Origin of the sequence: Cohnella boryungensis (assembly GCF_042651945.1) — a bacterium.
Taxonomy (GTDB): Bacteria; Bacillota; Bacilli; order Paenibacillales; family Paenibacillaceae; genus Cohnella; species Cohnella boryungensis.
In genome coordinates, this window is sequence record NZ_JBHSED010000040.1 from 262,434 (window position 1) to 278,596 (window position 16,163).

The 16,163-nt window shown below is 55.5% G+C and carries 15 protein-coding genes and 1 tRNA gene; 9 read left to right on the forward strand and 7 right to left on the reverse strand.

The window, feature by feature from the left end; genetic code table 11:
• Window positions 1–157: 157 nt before the first annotated feature.
• Window positions 158–233: transfer RNA gene (locus ACFO1S_RS19875), tRNA-Val, on the reverse strand.
• 116 nt (window positions 234–349) lie between these two features.
• Between ACFO1S_RS19875 and ACFO1S_RS19880 the strand changes: the two genes are divergently transcribed.
• The gene (locus tag ACFO1S_RS19880) at window positions 350–625 is read left to right on the forward strand and encodes a hypothetical protein (RefSeq protein WP_204601293.1); all 276 of its coding nucleotides are present in this window, start codon (window positions 350–352) and stop codon (window positions 623–625) included.
• A 213-nt stretch (window positions 626–838) separates the two neighbouring features.
• Here the strand turns inward: ACFO1S_RS19880 and ACFO1S_RS19885 are convergent, their stop codons facing one another.
• Entirely contained in the window at window positions 839–1,588 is a 750-nt protein-coding gene (locus ACFO1S_RS19885; RefSeq protein WP_378127416.1) for an MBL fold metallo-hydrolase, read from the reverse strand.
• Between the two features lie 185 nt (window positions 1,589–1,773).
• Here ACFO1S_RS19885 and ACFO1S_RS19890 point away from each other — a divergent pair, with 185 nt between their 5' ends.
• The 3 genes from ACFO1S_RS19890 (at window position 1,774) to ACFO1S_RS19900 (ending at window position 3,156) form a co-directional block, all read left to right on the forward strand.
• Window positions 1,774–1,974 (forward strand): hypothetical protein, encoded by a 201-nt coding sequence (locus ACFO1S_RS19890; protein ID WP_204601542.1) that lies wholly within the window; start codon window positions 1,774–1,776, stop codon window positions 1,972–1,974.
• 195 nt (window positions 1,975–2,169) lie between these two features.
• Window positions 2,170–2,742 carry a hypothetical protein gene (locus ACFO1S_RS19895; RefSeq protein WP_204601294.1) on the forward strand — a complete coding sequence of 191 codons (573 nt, stop codon included), beginning with the start codon at window positions 2,170–2,172 and terminating at the stop codon, window positions 2,740–2,742.
• 117 nt (window positions 2,743–2,859) lie between these two features.
• Window positions 2,860–3,156: a DUF1292 domain-containing protein gene (locus tag ACFO1S_RS19900; protein ID WP_204601295.1), complete on the forward strand. Its 297-nt coding sequence runs from the start codon at window positions 2,860–2,862 to the stop codon at window positions 3,154–3,156.
• A gap of 94 nt (window positions 3,157–3,250) precedes the next feature.
• Here ACFO1S_RS19900 and ACFO1S_RS19905 read toward each other — a convergent pair whose 3' ends face one another.
• Together ACFO1S_RS19905 and ACFO1S_RS19910 are read right to left on the reverse strand one after the other, a co-directional pair.
• Complete coding sequence (locus ACFO1S_RS19905; protein WP_204601296.1) at window positions 3,251–3,670, reverse strand: DUF1885 family protein; 420 nt, start codon at window positions 3,668–3,670, stop codon at window positions 3,251–3,253.
• A 128-nt stretch (window positions 3,671–3,798) separates the two neighbouring features.
• Window positions 3,799–5,271 carry an aminotransferase class I/II-fold pyridoxal phosphate-dependent enzyme gene (locus tag ACFO1S_RS19910; RefSeq protein ID WP_204601297.1) on the reverse strand — a complete coding sequence of 491 codons (1,473 nt, stop codon included), beginning with the start codon at window positions 5,269–5,271 and terminating at the stop codon, window positions 3,799–3,801.
• A gap of 229 nt (window positions 5,272–5,500) precedes the next feature.
• On the opposite strand from ACFO1S_RS19910, the gene ACFO1S_RS19915 reads away from it, so the two are divergent.
• Together ACFO1S_RS19915 and ACFO1S_RS19920 are read left to right on the forward strand one after the other, a co-directional pair.
• A complete protein-coding gene (locus tag ACFO1S_RS19915) occupies window positions 5,501–6,673 on the forward strand; it encodes an MFS transporter (RefSeq protein ID WP_204601298.1) in 1,173 nt (390 codons plus the stop codon).
• A gap of 352 nt (window positions 6,674–7,025) precedes the next feature.
• Complete coding sequence (locus ACFO1S_RS19920; RefSeq protein WP_204601299.1) at window positions 7,026–10,043, forward strand: efflux RND transporter permease subunit; 3,018 nt, start codon at window positions 7,026–7,028, stop codon at window positions 10,041–10,043.
• A gap of 105 nt (window positions 10,044–10,148) precedes the next feature.
• Here the strand turns inward: ACFO1S_RS19920 and ACFO1S_RS19925 are convergent, their stop codons facing one another.
• Genes ACFO1S_RS19925 through ACFO1S_RS19935 form a run of 3 tightly spaced genes read right to left on the reverse strand, consistent with a single transcriptional unit; the run spans window position 10,149 to window position 12,629 of the window.
• Entirely contained in the window at window positions 10,149–10,793 is a 645-nt protein-coding gene (locus ACFO1S_RS19925) for a YktB family protein (protein ID WP_204601300.1), read from the reverse strand.
• 19 nt (window positions 10,794–10,812) lie between these two features.
• Entirely contained in the window at window positions 10,813–11,478 is a 666-nt protein-coding gene (locus tag ACFO1S_RS19930; protein WP_204601301.1) for a response regulator, read from the reverse strand.
• Entirely contained in the window at window positions 11,475–12,629 is a 1,155-nt protein-coding gene (locus tag ACFO1S_RS19935) for a sensor histidine kinase (RefSeq protein ID WP_204601302.1), read from the reverse strand. Before ACFO1S_RS19935 ends, ACFO1S_RS19930 begins: the two co-directional genes overlap by 4 nt.
• Before the next feature lie 162 nt (window positions 12,630–12,791).
• On the opposite strand from ACFO1S_RS19935, the gene ACFO1S_RS19940 reads away from it, so the two are divergent.
• The 3 genes from ACFO1S_RS19940 to ACFO1S_RS19950 are packed head-to-tail and all read left to right on the forward strand — an operon-like array spanning window position 12,792 to window position 16,049.
• Window positions 12,792–13,736, forward strand: coding sequence for an ABC transporter ATP-binding protein (locus tag ACFO1S_RS19940; protein WP_204601303.1), 945 nt, complete (start codon window positions 12,792–12,794; stop codon window positions 13,734–13,736).
• 31 nt (window positions 13,737–13,767) lie between these two features.
• A complete protein-coding gene (locus ACFO1S_RS19945; protein ID WP_204601304.1) occupies window positions 13,768–14,898 on the forward strand; it encodes an ABC transporter permease in 1,131 nt (376 codons plus the stop codon).
• Window positions 14,895–16,049, forward strand: coding sequence for an ABC transporter permease (locus ACFO1S_RS19950; RefSeq protein WP_204601305.1), 1,155 nt, complete (start codon window positions 14,895–14,897; stop codon window positions 16,047–16,049). The genes ACFO1S_RS19945 and ACFO1S_RS19950 overlap by 4 nt, the downstream gene beginning before the upstream one ends.
• Window positions 16,050–16,163 lie beyond the last annotated feature (114 nt).

Sequence of the window (16,163 nt, forward strand, 5' to 3'; positions counted from 1 at the left end):
CGGCTCGCCGGGATGTTCAAGGTCGGATTAGGGAAAGGAGCTATTCGGCGTGGAAAGAGCTGAGATAGATAATCTGCCGGATTCTTTGGCGTTGGCCGGGAAACGAGAAATAAAAAAGAGAGCCCTTATCGTTCTAAGGCTCTCGGTCGCTTAAGTATGGTGATCTGAACAGGGATCGAACCTGTGACCCCCACCCTGTCAAGATGGTGCTCTCCCAGCTGAGCTATCAGATCATGTTTTATTTAGCGGCGACAAGTAATATAATAACAAGTTACGGGAATGAAGTCAATACGATTTACAGAAAAAATTTAAACAAAACACGCCAATCTTTTAGGAGAATAAATGCGAAATGTGGGATGTTTTACTTCGGCTCGGCGTACACATGTATCAGCGGATATTCGGGCAGGAGGAGCGGCGCATGAGGGATGCGGCATTGCTGGTCGTGTGGCTGGTCGGTTTATTCAGCTTGATTGGCGGCGTAATGGCGGCCGTTGCGCGTGTTGTCAGACAGGATGCCGAGCCGAGCGACGACCAACTGGCCTGGGCGGCCATGGAGTCTGCGGGCGACGCCCGGAGAGAGGGGACTTCGGAGATCTCCCGCGAGGAAGGCAAGGGGCCGGAGTAAGCGAAGGAAGACGAACAAGGGGACTAGAGCCGTTAGCGGCTTCAGTCCCCCGGTGCGTCGTTATTCTTCTTCGTCCCATTTGCGAGAATAGGCTTTCTTGGTCGTCCAGAGCACGATCCAGATGAGCAGCACGGCGATGACGCCGGCAATGATAAAGGTACTTAGCAAGTCGTGACTTCCTTTCCTTGAAGCTGTTCCTTCTATGATAACGAATTATTCGGAGAATGTTAACCGTTCGACCTCGTATTCCTTCTGCTGGCTGATAAATTTCATCCGTCCAGTGCGACCTATGAATTCGGGCTGATCGTCGCCGTAGTGCATCAGATAGATTCTGTCCTGCAGCTCGTCCGGCAATGTCAGGAGCTGCGGCAGACTGGCATGAACGACTCCCGGAGAATGCAGCTGGCAATCGTGGAAGATGACCCGCACTCCGCGTTCCGAGACCAGCGATTGCAGCAAGTCCGCGTCGAACACCGTATCCCCGGAATAGAAGAAAAACCCGTTGAACAGCATCGAATAATTCGGCTTGTTTGGGATGTGGCGCGTCGGGACAAGCTCGACGCTCAATCCTGGCAGGAGCTCGTGCGATACGCCTGCGGGCAAGGGGCGAACCTCGAAGAAGTCGTGAAGCGTCTCGGCCTCGTCCTGCTGCAGGCCGCCTTTGAGCGAATGCTCCCAGAGCGGCGCGACCAGAGTGTCTGCGATATAGAGAATCGGCTTGCGGCCGTAGACGAATTTCATCTGAAAGGCGAATTCCTCCAAGCCGCCGATGTGATCGGCATGGATGTGGGTAATGAGCACCGCATGCAGGTCGTTGAAGCTGTAACCCAACTCGTGAAGAGCCCTGGGAGCCGTGATTCCGCAATCCAGCAGCAGCCTGCGGCCATCGACTGTAATAAGCGCGTTGTTATTATTGAAAGCTTTGGCGAAGGCGCTGCCCGTGCCCAGCATTTGAATCCTCACATCGTCCCCTCCTAGGAAGCCTACCGTATACGCGGACCATCGTTTTAATCAATGTACCATATATTACCTCGACACGTAAGAAGGCATGCCGAAAATCTTGCTCGAAGCCTGTGGCGGCATAGGCTGGGTTCGCATAATCTGTGAAGACGAATGCGATACCCAGCATGCGCGAAAGGAAGATCCCCATGGGCAAGGTAAATAAAAAAAAGAAGTCGGTGGCGTCGGAGCAGAAGCGGGCGCAAATGAAAATCGTGACGTCCGACGTGTGCGCCGTATGCAAAACTCCCTGCAAGCGAGGACTCGACTATTTGCGGCACCTTCAAGCTCCGGGGGCTGTCGGGCAAGGCGTTCCGTGCGTGCTGACATTGCCTGGACGCAAGGGTTAATGTTCCCGGAAGTCCGAATTTCCATTTCCCGGGGAAGCGCAGGCTTCGGCAGATTGCGACAGCAGCGTCGCCTGCGAAAATAGATTAAAAAATTTTCATTCTATTTTAACCCATGTGCGCAACTTTCGCTCGAACCGTCGGTATAAACAAATAACAAAACCAAAGCAAGACGGCGAGAAGACGGAGGAAACGAGCATGAAGGTTCGTAAACTAATCATTTTGGTTGCAGCGTTCACCTTGCTCTGCGGAAGCGTGGCTTATGCAGATACGGTATCCCAGAAGCTGCGGCTGCTGATCAATACCAAGTCTCAGGATGCTGACGGAGCTATTGTCGCGGACAACAAAGTATATATCTCTTCTCAGGTGATCTCGGATAAACTTCAGGCGATCGTGATCAAGGACGACGGGAAGGTTTCGGTGTTCAAGCCTAACGTTCATATGGTGACGAATTCCGGCAGCGATATTTTCGCTGATGTGAAGCAAGGCAAGGTGAAGTTCAACACGTTTATTCAGGTGGACTCTTTAAGGCCGGATATTAACGCGTTAAAGCTGACGATCGCCAATCCTTACGGGGAGGAAACCTTGCTTGAGCAACGCAAGTCGGGCGACAGCGACTTCCCGGACGGCAAGAACGATTTCTGGATTACGATGAAGGATCTTTCCTACAATTTCGAATCGGCGGGTGCCTATACGCTGCGCTTCGCGGTGAAGGTCAAGGGCGAATCCTCCTTCACGGTCATTTCCGAAAAAACGATCAACTCCAAATAAAGCGGCAATGAAGCCTGGACAGCTTGCTGGTCCGGGCTTTTTTTGGTTTGACCCTCGTAGGCGGAAATGATACGATACGTGAGTAGGAAAAACTAACCGATTGAACGGAGGTTCGCTATGAGCGATCATGTCCATGACGAGAATTGCGAACATGACCACGATGAAGCCGTATTCATCGTAACGGACGAGGAAGGCATCGAGCACGAAATGGTGCTTGTGTACACATTCGAAACCAATGACCGCGCGTATGCCGTTTTGTTGGACCGTAACGATCCAGAGGACGACGGCATCATTTTCCGCGTTGAGGAAGATGGAGAGGACGAGGTACTCGTCAACATCGAAGACGACCAGGAATGGGAAACGGTCATGAAGGCATATGAAGCGCTTGCCGCCCAAGAGAATCAGAACGATTAGTCTGAGCAGCTTCCGGGCGCGCGAATAAGGCTATCCTTTCCTGCGAGAGCAGGGGATGGATAGCCTTATTCGCATTGGCCGCCTGAACGCGGGCTTATTTGCGAGGGTTATAATAAATCGTTCTTCCGTTGAACAATCGAACTTCCGCTTGAAGCTGCTTGCCGATCCACTTGCACAGCTCGTTGGCTTTGGACTTGTCTCCGTGAGTGGAGTCATCCGGCAACACGAGGTGAATATAAGGAACGGATTGGCCCTCCGATTCGCGACGGCCCGTGCCGATCACGATATAACGGTAGGGATGCGAGGTGCCCTTCAAATAGAACCATTGGCCCTTCGCCTCGGGCTTATGCTCTATGCGATAAGGAAATGCGGCTTCCGCGTAATCCCAGCCGAGCTGCCGGCCGGTCAGGGCCATTTGCTCGCGGTATTTATGCAGCTGCTCCTGGACGCTGTCCAGGTCGATGTCGGCTAAGGACGATCCTTGCACAAGTGAAATGTAAGCGCTTTGACTCATCGGTTCCACCCCCACGCCCATGATAGCATTTCCCCGTTTCGTTGGCAACGGGTTCCAGTATAGGCTTCAGCCGTAAAGCATCCAAAAAAAATCCGCATCCCCGGGAACGCAAGGGATGCGGATTGCAATCAAGAGATGGCGGTCTCTTCCATGATGACCTTCACATGGGTGACGGAGCGATCCTCCGGTCCTTTGACCGGAAGCCCAACCTCCAGATGGTCGAGGATGTAATCGATATTTTCTTGCGAAATAATCTCGCCCGGCAGAAGAATCGGGATACCCGGAGGATAGACGTATATAAATTCGGCAATGATCCTGCCCGCAGACTCCTTGAACGGCACCAGCTCGGTTTCCCCGTAGAAGGCGTCTCTCGGGGTCAGCGCCAAGTGCGGAATTTCCGGAATGATCACGACCATCTCGGCAATCTCGTTCGTCTCGGCATGGTACGAGTCGGACATCGCCTGGAGCGACTCCAGCAGAGTCGAGATCGAGGCTTCGTCGTCTCCCGGAGTGACGAGGCAGAGGATATTGTACATATCGCTCAGTTCAACCTCCAGGCGGTAGTGCTCGCGCAGCCAGTTTTCCGCATCATACCCCGTAATGCCCAAGTGCCGAACATGGATCGTCAGCTTCGTCGGATCGTAATCGTAGGTGGCCTCTTCTCCCAGCAGCTCTTCGCCGAAGCAGTACAAGCCCGGAATCCGGTTGATCGCTTCCCGCGCTTGCTTGGCGAGGCGAATCGTGCGTTCCGCAATTTCCTTGCCGTTGATCGCCAGTTGGCGGCGAGCCGTATCCAGAGACGCCAGAAGCGGATATGACGTGGAAGTCGTCATCAGCAGGCTGAGAATCGTCTGTACGCGCTGCGGATTGACGAGCCCTTTGCGAACGTTAAGAATGGAGCTTTGCGTCATGGAGCCGCCCAGCTTGTGTATGCTGGTGGCGGACATATCCGCTCCAGCCTGCATCGCGGACAAAGGAAGATTGTCGGAGAAATGAATCAGCGCGCCATGCGCTTCGTCGACCAGTACCGGAATGTCATATTCGTGAACGAGGTCTACGATCTCTTTAAGATGCGTGCAGACCCCGTAATAGGTCGGATTAATGACAAGAACCGCCGCAGCGTCGGGGTGTCTCTCCAGGGCGCGACGTACGGAACGGGTCGTAACGCCATGATCGATCCCGAGGTTCGTATCGCGAACGGGGGACAGGAAGACCGGGCGAGCGCCCGCGAAAATAATGGCTGACAGCACCGACTTATGGACGTTACGAGGCACGATGATTTTGTCGCCGGTTCCGCAGACGGACAAGATCATCGTCATGATCGCCGTGCTCGTACCTTGAACGGAGAAATAAGTAGAGTCCGCGCCGAAGGCGTCTGCGGCGAGCTTCTGAGCCTCAAGAATAACGCCGACAGGCTGATGCAGATCGTCCAGCGGGGCGATGTTGATCAAGTCGATGTCCAAGAGGTTCTGTCCAATGTAGTCGCGATATTCGGGGTCCATGCCTGCGCCTTTCTTATGGCCCGGAATATGGAATTGTACCGGATTCTGCTTCGCATGGGAGCGCAATGCGTCGAAGAGCGGAGTACGATTATGATCCAATAGAAGTCCCTGCCTTTCTCACAACGTGCAACGTATCAATAGTCCAAACAAGCATGAGTATAACAAAAATGGGGGGGAAATCAACAACCGTTATTTCGAAGCGACACTTGTCACCAAAAAGACACCGGTTTCATTTGGAACTTCGCGGACGATTATGCTACCATCAATGAAGATAGCTTGTCATTGCAGCAACAGGATCATGTTTTCATAAGAGGAGAGAGACAGACTCGTGAAAAGCAAATTAGCGATCGTAGGGCTTATGCTCTTTACGATTTTCATCGGCTTCGGCATTATCATTCCCGTACTTCCCGAATTGGTGACGGAAGCGAGCGACAAGTCGGCGAACTGGCATACGGGCGTCATGCTGGCGATTTATTCTCTGATGTCCTTCCTGCTCAGCCCGCTCTGGGGCGGGCTTTCCGAGCGTATCGGCCGGCGTCCCGTCATTATGACCGGGGTGCTGGGCTTCTCGCTCAGCTTCCTGCTGTTCGGCCTGTCCGGAGATCACCTCTGGATCATGTACGCCTCGCGGATTCTGGGCGGACTGTTCTCCGGTGCGGTTGTCTCTTGTATTGTCGCCTACGTGGCGGATATTACGACGGACAAGGAACGCACGAAAGGGATGGCCGTGGTCGGCATGAGCATCGGTCTCGGATTTACGTTCGGTCCGGGCTTCGGCGGGTTCCTGAGCGAGATTACGCTTCACACGCCTTTCTATGCCGCATCGGCGCTGTCACTGATCGTCTTCATCGTCGCCTGGTTCCGACTTCCCGAATCGCTGCCTGCCGAGCAGCGCGAAGCGATGAAGAACGCAAAGCGGGTATCCCGCTGGTCCGCCTTCGAGGGCCCTTTGAAATATTTGTACGTTCTTGCATTCTTCGTGACCTTCTCTCTGGCGATACTAGAGGCTACGCTCCAGCTGTTCGGAATGGAAAAGTTCGAGGTGACGCCTCTCCAGGTGGGGATGATGTTCTTCTTCTGCGGGCTGGCGGGAGCGCTTGTGCAAGGCGGATTTGTCCGCCGGAGGATACAGGTCGGACAGGAAGGCAAATATATCGCGGTCGGTCTGTTGATCTCCGCCGCCGGATTTTTCCTTCTGCTGACCTCGACCAGTTGGGGGATGGCTACCGTGTATCTGTGCATTTTCGGAATCGGCAATTCCTTGATCAAGCCATGCGTGACCTCGCTTATTACTCAGAAGACCACGGTCAGTCAAGGGATCGCGTCCGGCCTCAGCTCTTCAATGGACAGTCTGGGCCGCATCGTCGGACCGGTGCTGGGAGCCGCTCTGCTGGGAGCCGCTTCATGGCTTCCCTTCGTCGCATCTGGCGTTCTCTCCATCGCGGCTCTCGGGCTGTTGGCCCAATTCCGCAATCAGGACCGTCAAAAGGCGAATGCTTGAAGAGGTTTGAATTTGTTGTCCCGCTTACCGAAACCGGAGGCTGCCGCCTCCGGTTTTTTGCATTTTAAAATGACTTTCGTCATCCGCCGCGCTTACGGCAAAGTGACTCGAAGCACCTGCGCGCAAACGGCGAACTCTCTACAATACACATCAGGGAAGGAAAGCGGAGAAGCGCATAGCGGGTTTCCTTGTAAGGCCAAGGGGAGGTCCAGCACGGAATAAAGCCTTAAGGTCCGGGCGGACTCCGTCCAGAGGAGGAGCGGACATCTGGTCTTAAGCCGTTTTTCGCCAAGACGCCTATCCGCTACGCTAGAGAAAGAACAATTGATGGAGTGGAAGGAGCAAGATTATTTTGAACAGTTTAATTCAAGGGGCATTTCGCAACAAGGCGGCCATGATCCTGATCGTGATCATGGTGCTTGCGATGGGAGCGTTAAGCTATTCCAAGCTTCCAATGGAGTTTCTGCCGGAGGCTGACAATCCGCAGGTCACGGTGTCGGTCATCGGTCCGGGCTACGACGCTTCTTCGATGGATCAGAAGGTTACCGGTCCTCTCGAACAAGCGTTGTCGGGAATTAAAGGAAAGACCAACGTATTCTCCTCGTCCGGAGACGGGTATAGCCAGGTTAACCTCAACTTCGATTCGGATACGAATATGAAGGATGCGAAGCTGGAGGTCGAGAGAGCGGTAAGCTCCGTTAAGCTTCCGGACAATGTTTCGCCTCCCTATGTCGTCCAGTTGAACACCTCCATGATTCCGATCTCGTTCGTCACGCTCACTTTCGCGGAAGGCGTCAGCGATGCGCAGAAGGAAATGCTGGAGCGGCAAATTCTCGACGAGTTCAAGGCGATTGACGGCGTCGGCAGCGTCCAGCTGTCGGGCAAATCGTTGCCTCGGGCCAGCATCGTGCCCGACGTTGCCAAGCTGTCGGAGAAAGGCTTGCCGCTGCAGAGCCTGTACGGCGTTCTGCAAGGGCGCGCGGCGTCCGCCACCGTCGGAGAGAGCGTGCTGGACGGCCAGGCTGTCAGCCTTAATGTGAGCGCCAGCGTGCAGGACGAGCAAACGCTGCGCAGCTTGCCTGTCGCGCCGGGGGTGACACTGGGCGAGGTCGCCAAGGTCGCGCTGAGCGACACCAAGGAGAGCCTGTTCCGCATCGACGGCAAGGATGCGCTGCAGTTCGTTATTTCCAAAGGGGCGAATTCCAACGCCGTTAACGTCGGTAAAGCCGTCAACAAAATCGTAGATGAGCATAACGAGGCGAAGGGCCCAGTTGAATTGAAGGTCATCTTGAGCACTTCGGAGCAAGTCGTCCACTCCGTCAACAGCATGATGAGAGAAGTGCTGTTGGGAGCGCTGTTCGCGACGATCGTCATTCTGCTGTTCATGCGCAATATCCGGGCAACGCTGGTTACGATCGTTTCGATTCCGCTCTCGCTGGCGATGACGCTGTATTTGCTGGATCTCTCCGGCATTACGCTGAACATTCTGACGCTCGGAGGCGTCGCCGTGGCGGTCGGCCGTCTTGTCGACGACAGCATCGTCGTGATCGAGAACATCTTCCGCAGGCTGCAGAAGGAGAAGTTCTCGCAGCAGCTCATTATCGATGCGACCAGAGAGGTCGCGAGCGCGATTACGGCCTCCACGCTGACGACAATTGCCGTATTTCTGCCCATGAGTCTGCTGAGAGGCGGTCTGCAGGCGTTCCTGCTGCCGTTCGCGCTGACGATGACCTATTCCCTGCTGTCCTCGCTGGTTGTCGCCCTAACCCTTGTTCCGTTGATGAGCGCGGGCGTGCTGCGGAATTCCAGTATTAAAGAGCATCATCCTTCGAAGCGGTTCGTTCGATTTCTGGAAAAGTGTCTGCGGTTCAAGTTGCTGCCGATAACGGGCGCGGTTGTTCTGCTAGCGGCTTCGGTAGGCACCTATGCCTCCATGCCGAAAGGCGCGATCGACTCGTCGAATGCGGAGAACGTGAATGTCACTCTGGATTATCCAGCGGATACGCCGATTGCGGATGTGCTGGAGAATGGTTCTCGCCTAGAGAGGGCTTTGATGTCCCGCGAGGATGTCGAGTGGGTGGCGATGAGCAACGGCAACAGCGCCGACTCGGCCCAATACGGCTCGGTCCTGTCCCCGACGCAAGTGACGTACATGCTGAAGATTCGTCCGGGAGAGGATGCGGAGAAGGTAATGGCCGACGTGAAGGCCGAGGCGGCTGCTTACCCGGGGGCAGAGCTCAACACGTCTGCGGGCGATTTCATGTCCAGTGGAAGCTCGACGCAAGTAATTATCGATATTACAGGCAACAATGCCGAACAAATTGCTCTGACGGCCGAACAAGTGGCGGCCAAGATTCAACCGATCAAAGACGTGCTTAAGGTCGAAAGCAATCAGCAAGTGAAGAAAACGGTCTATACGCTGGAAGTCAATCCGGCGGAAGCCAAGGCCGAGGAGATCGCGATGCAGCTGCAGGGCATGTTGAACCCGATTCCGGCCGGCTCGATGACGGTCGACGGGCAATCGATTCCGGTATGGATCGAGCCTGTGTTGAAGCCCAAGTCCGAAAGCGAGCTGTCCGGGATTACGGTCATGACGGAATCGGGACCGGAGCCGGTGTCGAACGTAGCCAAGTGGGCGAAGGCGGAGCAGTCGACGACGTTTTTCCATAAGGATGGCAACAGCTACATCCGCGTGACAGCCTCGGTCGAGCCGACGCAGCTGTCCAAGGTAGGCTCGGAGATCGACAAGCAGCTTAAGGACGTTTCGCTCCCGGAAGGCGTTAAGCTCAACGTCGGCGGCGCTTCTGCGGATCAATCGGCCGATATGATGAGCCTGTTCATGATGATGATCGTATCCGTCGGAGTCGTCTACCTGATCATGGTCTTCACCTTCAAGACCTTAAAGGCGCCGCTGGCGATTATCAGCTCGATTTTCTTCGTGCCGATCGGCGCTGTCCTCGGACTGCTGCTGACCGGAATTACGCCGGACTTCACGGCCATCTTCGGAGTCGTGATGCTGATCGGCATTGTCGTTACGAACGCGATCGTTCTGATCGACCGAGTCAAGCACAATGAAGAGCGCATGACGATTCGGGAAGCGCTGTTAGAAGCGGCGGGCACGCGGATGCGTCCGATTCTGATGACGGCGATCGCAACCGTCGGCGCTATGCTGCCGCTTGTCTTCGGCTCATCGGAAAGCGGGAGCATCGTCTCCCAAAGTCTGGCCGTTGTCGTCATCGGCGGGCTGATCGTCTCTACGCTGCTTACGCTTGTCATTGTGCCATGCCTCTATGAACTGCTTTATTTCCGCAAGTCTTCGCTTCAGCGCAAGCTCGCCGCGCAATCCGTGCAAGAGGCGGCAGCGCAGTAAAGGCGGCAACGCGTCTCCAATAGCAAGTCAAAGAAGCTTCCAGCCCTGCGGTATCGCGGGAATGGAAGCTTCTTTAATTCGGCGGTTTTCCTCATGGATTCCCGATCAGGCGAGGGCCATCCGGTATAGGGGGAGCAGCGTGCGGAACGTATCCTCGACTCGACGCAAGAAGGCTTCTCCGTCGGCGAGCAGCGGATCGCCCCGCCGAATGTGGATGCCGCAGGTTAATTCGGCAGCTTTGACCGTTCGCAGCCTTGCAAGCAGCTCCGCGAGCTCCTTGTCGGACAGTTCGCCGTGCGCTTGCCCTTCGGGAACCATATGATCCTTGGACCACACGTAGTGCGAAGGAATCGCCTTGCGAATCGATGCCAGCTCGCCCAGCGCCCGTTCGGCGAATTGCCCCTTGTGCGGGCATTCATAGATAATGGCGAACTGAATGAAGACGTGCGTAGACCAAAGCCCGACTTGGAAGTGCGGATGCGCCTTGTAGCCTCTCTTGTTATGCGCAAACGCAACCCAGGAGTCATTCGGCGGATTCACTGTCCTGCGAGCGTGCTTGGCGACATGGGTGAACATCTCTTCTCCGCACAGCTGCTCCAGAATCGGTGTCACCTTTTCCCCAAGCTGATGAAACTTCGGACGAACGCGTTCAATCAGCGCTTCCATGCGCGCTTCGAGTCCTTGTATCTCGAATACGGCAAAGTCCCGGGCGTCGAACCCTGCGAAAATGTCATTCGTAGCGATACTCATGTCTGATCTCCTTTATCGGTTACCTCTTCAAATAGAAAATTGCGATCTGCGTGCGGTCGCGCAGCTCCAGCTTGCCGAGAATCTCGGAAATGTAATTTTTCACCGTACCCTCGCTGAGGAACATGGCTCCGGCGATTTCCTTGTTGGACTTGCCGTCGGCGATATGACGGACGATCTCCTGCTCCGCCGGGGTGAGCCCTGCATTGGCGAGAGCCTGGTCGGATGCCGCATCGCCGCCTCCGGCCGGCCGGGCATCGAGCGAGTGCGGCTCCAGCAGCCCGGCCAGCTTGCGAGCGATCTCGGGATGGATGAGATGATTGCCCTCCGCGACCGACTTAATCCCGGACACAATCCGGGCGGGCGGCACGTTCTTCAGCAGGTAGCCGTTAGCCCCGCAGCGTATCGCTTGAACAATGTAATCATCGTCATCGAAGGTGGTCAGAATCAGCACTTGAGGCGGATGGTCGAGCCCCTTTAATTTGCGCGTGCCCTCTACGCCGTCGCAAACCGGCATGCGAATGTCCATCAGAACAATATTCGTCTCGGGATGAGCTTTGACGAATTGAAAGCTTTCCTCGCCATTGCCGCACGTGCCTATGACTTGTATTTCCGGGTCTAGGTCGAGAATCAGCTTTAAGCTCTCCCGGATGAACGGGTCGTCGTCGACGATTAACAATTGAATCATGAATGCTGCTCCTTCTGCGCTTGTGGTCGCTCTTGATACGGAATGATCGCCGTCAGCAAGAATTGCGGCTCAAGCGTAACCCGAAGCGTTCCCCCGATCACCGCCAGCCTATCCTGCATGCCTTTCAGCCCCATGCCGAATTTCGCTTCGGAGGGAGGCTTGCCGTTATTGGCGATCGTCATCGCAAGCCGATCCTCGGAGAAATCCAGCACTATCTGAACGGAAGTCGCTCCGCCGTGCCGTACGGCATTCGTAATCGCTTCTTGCGCATTGCGGTAAAGTACGAATTCCAGGCTTGGATAGAGAGGGAACGGCTTGCCGGAAAGCTCGAAGATCACCTCGATCTGCATATCCCGAGCCGCATCCTCGATGAGGCGATGAAGAGCGTAACGCCTCCCGTTTTTGGATTCCACGGGCTGCAGCCTGCGAACGGTATACCGCATATTGTTCATGCTTTCCTCAAGCTGGTCGCGTACTTGGGCGATCAGTTGGCCAGCTTTGTCGGGACTGTGCTCCATGATCTGAAGCGCGGCTTCCGACATCATTTTCACTCGTATGAGCCTGTGTCCGAGATCGTCGTGAAGCTCTGTCGCGATGCGTCCGCGCTCCTGTGTCTGAGCGTAATCCTCGACCTTGCGGGCGTATTCCAGCGTCCGCGCGCGTTCCTGCTCCAATTGATCCTGACTGTCCGACAGCAATTCGAGCTGCTGGTTTAGCCGGGACTGATGCCGTTCCTGGAGCGTATAGGCAAGGAGCAATAGGGCAAAGGCCAGCCACGCGAGGTTCATCACCCAGAGGGAGGTCAAGCCGTGATCGGAGCCGATCGCGTTCAGGACGATGCCCGACAGCAGAACCATGGGCCCCAGCTGAACGGGCTTTCGCAGGTGGAGAAATGCGGCGACGAGCAAGGAATACTGCAGAAAATAGAGCAAACCGCCGTACTCGCGGAAGAGCCATCCGTATCCGATCATGCCGAGCGGAAGCAGCAGTGGCGCGGCCGCGCGTGCGGCATCCGTTATTCTGGCATACAGCAGAGCAAGGAGGACGAAGGCCACATATCTGCTGTTGCTCGGAATGTCCGCTATGTAGAGGGTGGCGATCGCAGGCAGCACGACGAGCAGGTGCCGGAGCCAGACAAGCGGCAGCCTCATTGGGGCGCTCCTTTCAGGGTCAAAAGATCGATAGGAACATTATAGCACTGAAGAAATGACTTTTGTCACCCTTGCGAGGGGAACGAAGATGACTCAGTATACCTTACATGCGTCTGCCATTTTCGTATAATGAGATCAATTCGTCTGGAGGGGGACGCTGCGATGACGTTTGTACAGTTCAAAGGAGTCGTCAAGAAGTACGATACGAAAATGAGCGTAAATCATTTGAATCTAGAGATCGCCCAGGGAGAAATCTTCGGCCTGCTGGGCCCTAACGGAGCGGGGAAAAGCACGACCATTCATCTGCTGGCAGGGCTTCTGGCCGCGGATGCCGGCGAGATTATGCTTGACGGCTATTCCGTTGCCCGCAATCCTATCGAGACAAAGCGCAGAATCGGGCTCGTTCCGCAGGAGCTGGCCATCTACGATATGCTGTCGGCCAGGGAGAATGTGACCTTCTTCGGGCAGTTGTACGGATTAAGAGGAAGGCTGTTGAAGGAACGCGTAGAGGAAGCGCTGGCATTCGCCGGATTGCTCGACTTCGGGAAGGAGAAGCCCGGAACGTTCTCCGGGGGCATGAAGAGAAGATTGAACATTGCCTGCGCGATCATGCATCGGCCAAAGCTGATCATTATGGATGAGCCTACCGTAGGGATCGATCCGCAATCGAGAAACCACATCCTCGAATCGGTGAGACAGCTCAACGCAATGGGCTCGACCGTCATCTATACAAGCCATTACATGGAGGAAGTCGAAGCGATCAGCACCAAGATCGGCATTATGGATCAGGGCAAGCTTGTTGCGCACGGCACGAAAGAGGAGCTGATCAGGCAGGCCGGTCTGGAGGAGCGGTTGATGCTCGAGACGAACCGTCTGACAGACGAGGCTATCGGCGAAATTCGCGGTCATGCCCGCGTGACTTTCTTCCAGCGGCGGGAGGATTCCCAATTGGAGCTTGTTCTGCAAGAATCTCAGGCTTACCTACAGGATATTCTGTTTGTCCTGTCCAAGCACGACTTAAAGCTTCAGAAGCTGACGCGCGTCGAACCCGATCTGGAAAGCCTGTTCCTGACGCTGACCGGGCGTTCGCTGCGGGACCGGGACTAACCGGGATCAGGTACGGAAGGGAGACGATAGGATGAGACTGTCGCTGATTGTAGCTTGGAACGAAGTCGTTCGATTAACGAGAATGCGCACTGTGCTGATCATGCTGCTTGCGTTGCCGCTGCTGCTCATTTTTCTGCTCGGCAACGCTCTGGAGAGCGATATAAAGCCGGTGAAGCTATCGATTTATACAGAAGGCGGGGGACAGCTGGAAGCGGCTGCGGAAAGCTATCTTGCTTCGCCTGAAGTCCGGCAATACGTCGAGCCGCGGATACGCGGCAAGGAAGAGGAGGTCCGTCAGGATCTCGTGTCCGGCAGAGCCGAGTACGGCTTCGCCCTGACGAGCGGAACCGCGCGATACTATCCGGGACAGTTCTCCGAACGCAATTTGATCGCGGAATCCGTCATGAACCGATTCGCGCAGGAGGTTCAATTGCGCCAGTCCGCGGCAACTGTGCTTCCGAGCCTGACTGCGGAAGCGGCAGACCGCATATTGTCCGGCGAAGCGGGAAGAGAGCTTGTGCGGATCGGCAGCCTGTTGTCCCGCGAGGAAACGGTTTTCAACAGCTTCTCGGCCTTGCAATATTATTCGGTCGCGTACCTGATTATGTTTCTTATGTATTCGGGAATGTCGGTAGCGCTGGGCCTTAACGAGGCGAGAGAGAACGGAACGCTTCTTCGTCTGAACGCCATGCCGGTATCCGCCAATGTCTTGCTGCTCGGCAAGCTGATGGGCGCTGCTTTCTTTTCCTTGCTGCAGGCAGCAATTATCATTGGCTTTACCCGATGGGTATACGGTGTCGACTGGGGCAACGACTACGGCGGGATTGCGGTCGTCTGCGCGCTTGTGTCGCTGTCAACCGTCTGCTTCTCCGTGATTATGGCATCCTTCCTCCGCAGTCGGCGGGCGATCGAATCGGTGTTCAGCCTTGTCATTACGCTGATGACCTTCCTTAGCGGCGGCATGATTGCGGATCTTGGACCGACGATCAGGACAATGGGCCAATTCACGCTTAATCATTGGGCCAATGATGCGATTCGCCACCTGATGGCGGGCGGCGCTCTTCAGGGCGCCTGGCAGGCATTTGCGGTTCTGGCCGCTATTCTGACGGCCCTGATGGTCGCGGCAATGCTTAGATTCAAGAAGGCGGTGGCGTTGACATGAACAGCTGGATATTGGCAAAGCTTCATCTTCGCAGAATGCTGCTCGGACGCAAAGGCATTCTCCTTCTCATCGTTCCGATTCTCATTATCTCGGGCATTGTCGGCCTGTTCGGCAAAGCGTCCGATGTGCAGGTTCGGATTGCGGTGTGGAACGAGGATGGAGGCTGGCTGGGCGAGCGGGTGATCCAATCTGTTCGAACAGTCGGACTATACGAATTAGAAGTGCAGGACGAAGCCGGCGCTTCGCTGGAAGAACTCAAAGAAGGCGTATACGATGGGCGGTGGGGGGCGCTCGTCCACATTCCGCCGAGCTTCAGCGAGACGATGCTGGCAGGCGGGGAGACGCAGGTCGGCTTGTATCGGAAGAACGAGCAGCAATGGAGCGTCGCCCTTGGGTTCACCTTGACGGAAACGGCGGATCGGCTTGCGGGAAGCATTGCGCTGGCCGCGGCTTCGACGAGCGATGCCAAGGCACGGGAGGCCATCGTTCAACAGCTGCTGGATCTCCAGGAAACGGGCGGACTTCAGATCGAGAGTCAAAGCCTGGTGCACCGGAACAGCAATTCTTTCGTGCTCGTCATCGGACTTGCGCTGATGTTCATCATGATCTTGGTCAACCAGTCGATTCATGGAATTATAGAGGATCGGAGCAACCGCACAATAGCAAGAATATATTCCGCGCCTGTACGGGCATGGGAGATCGCGCTTGGCAATTTTCTGGGCTGCTTCTTGATCGGCGCATGTCAGGTGCTTCTGATCTTGACCATTACTCGCTATGTGATCGGCTTCGATCTGGGTATCCCGTTCGGTACGCTCGCTGTCGTTATGCTCTGCTTTCTGCTCGCTGCGGTCGGCGTCATGTCCGCCGCCGCGGCTCTCGTCAAGAACGCCGCGCAGCTCGGCAATATCATCAATCTGATCGTAATCCCGACCAGTATGCTCGGAGGCTGCTTCTGGCCCGTCTCGATGATGCCGGACTTTATGCAGAAGCTTGCGAATTTTACGCCGCAACGATGGGCCATTATCGCCTTGGAGCAGGCTTCTTCCGGAGAGTCGTTGTCCTCGCTGGGGCTGCCGCTGGGCGTGCTCCTCCTGTTTGCCGCGGTGCTGCTCTCTTTCGGCTCTTACGTCCTGAGGCCCGCGGAGAGGTAATCTCTCTCCGCGGCTGCGCCCGACGGAAGAGTTGAGAGGTCTTTCGCAAAAAATAGGACCGAAATTAGTCAAGAAACCAAGTTGCCATAACATAAGATGGAGTATAAAATATAA

Excerpts from the sequence above, each read along its gene's own strand:
- ACFO1S_RS19880 (WP_204601293.1), top strand. The coding sequence starts at position 350 with ATGTGGGATGTTTTACTTCGGCTCGGCGTACACATGTATCAGCGGATA.
- ACFO1S_RS19890 (WP_204601542.1), top strand. The coding sequence starts at position 1,774 with ATGGGCAAGGTAAATAAAAAAAAGAAGTCGGTGGCGTCGGAGCAGAAG.
- ACFO1S_RS19895 (WP_204601294.1), top strand. The coding sequence starts at position 2,170 with ATGAAGGTTCGTAAACTAATCATTTTGGTTGCAGCGTTCACCTTGCTC.
- ACFO1S_RS19900 (WP_204601295.1), top strand. The coding sequence starts at position 2,860 with ATGAGCGATCATGTCCATGACGAGAATTGCGAACATGACCACGATGAA.
- ACFO1S_RS19905 (WP_204601296.1), bottom strand. The coding sequence starts at position 3,670 with ATGAGTCAAAGCGCTTACATTTCACTTGTGCAAGGATCGTCCTTAGCC.
- ACFO1S_RS19925 (WP_204601300.1), bottom strand. The coding sequence starts at position 10,793 with ATGAGTATCGCTACGAATGACATTTTCGCAGGGTTCGACGCCCGGGAC.
- ACFO1S_RS19930 (WP_204601301.1), bottom strand. The coding sequence starts at position 11,478 with ATGATTCAATTGTTAATCGTCGACGACGACCCGTTCATCCGGGAGAGC.
- ACFO1S_RS19935 (WP_204601302.1), bottom strand. The coding sequence starts at position 12,629 with ATGAGGCTGCCGCTTGTCTGGCTCCGGCACCTGCTCGTCGTGCTGCCT.
- ACFO1S_RS19940 (WP_204601303.1), top strand. The coding sequence starts at position 12,792 with ATGACGTTTGTACAGTTCAAAGGAGTCGTCAAGAAGTACGATACGAAA.
- ACFO1S_RS19945 (WP_204601304.1), top strand. The coding sequence starts at position 13,768 with ATGAGACTGTCGCTGATTGTAGCTTGGAACGAAGTCGTTCGATTAACG.
- ACFO1S_RS19950 (WP_204601305.1), top strand. The coding sequence starts at position 14,895 with ATGAACAGCTGGATATTGGCAAAGCTTCATCTTCGCAGAATGCTGCTC.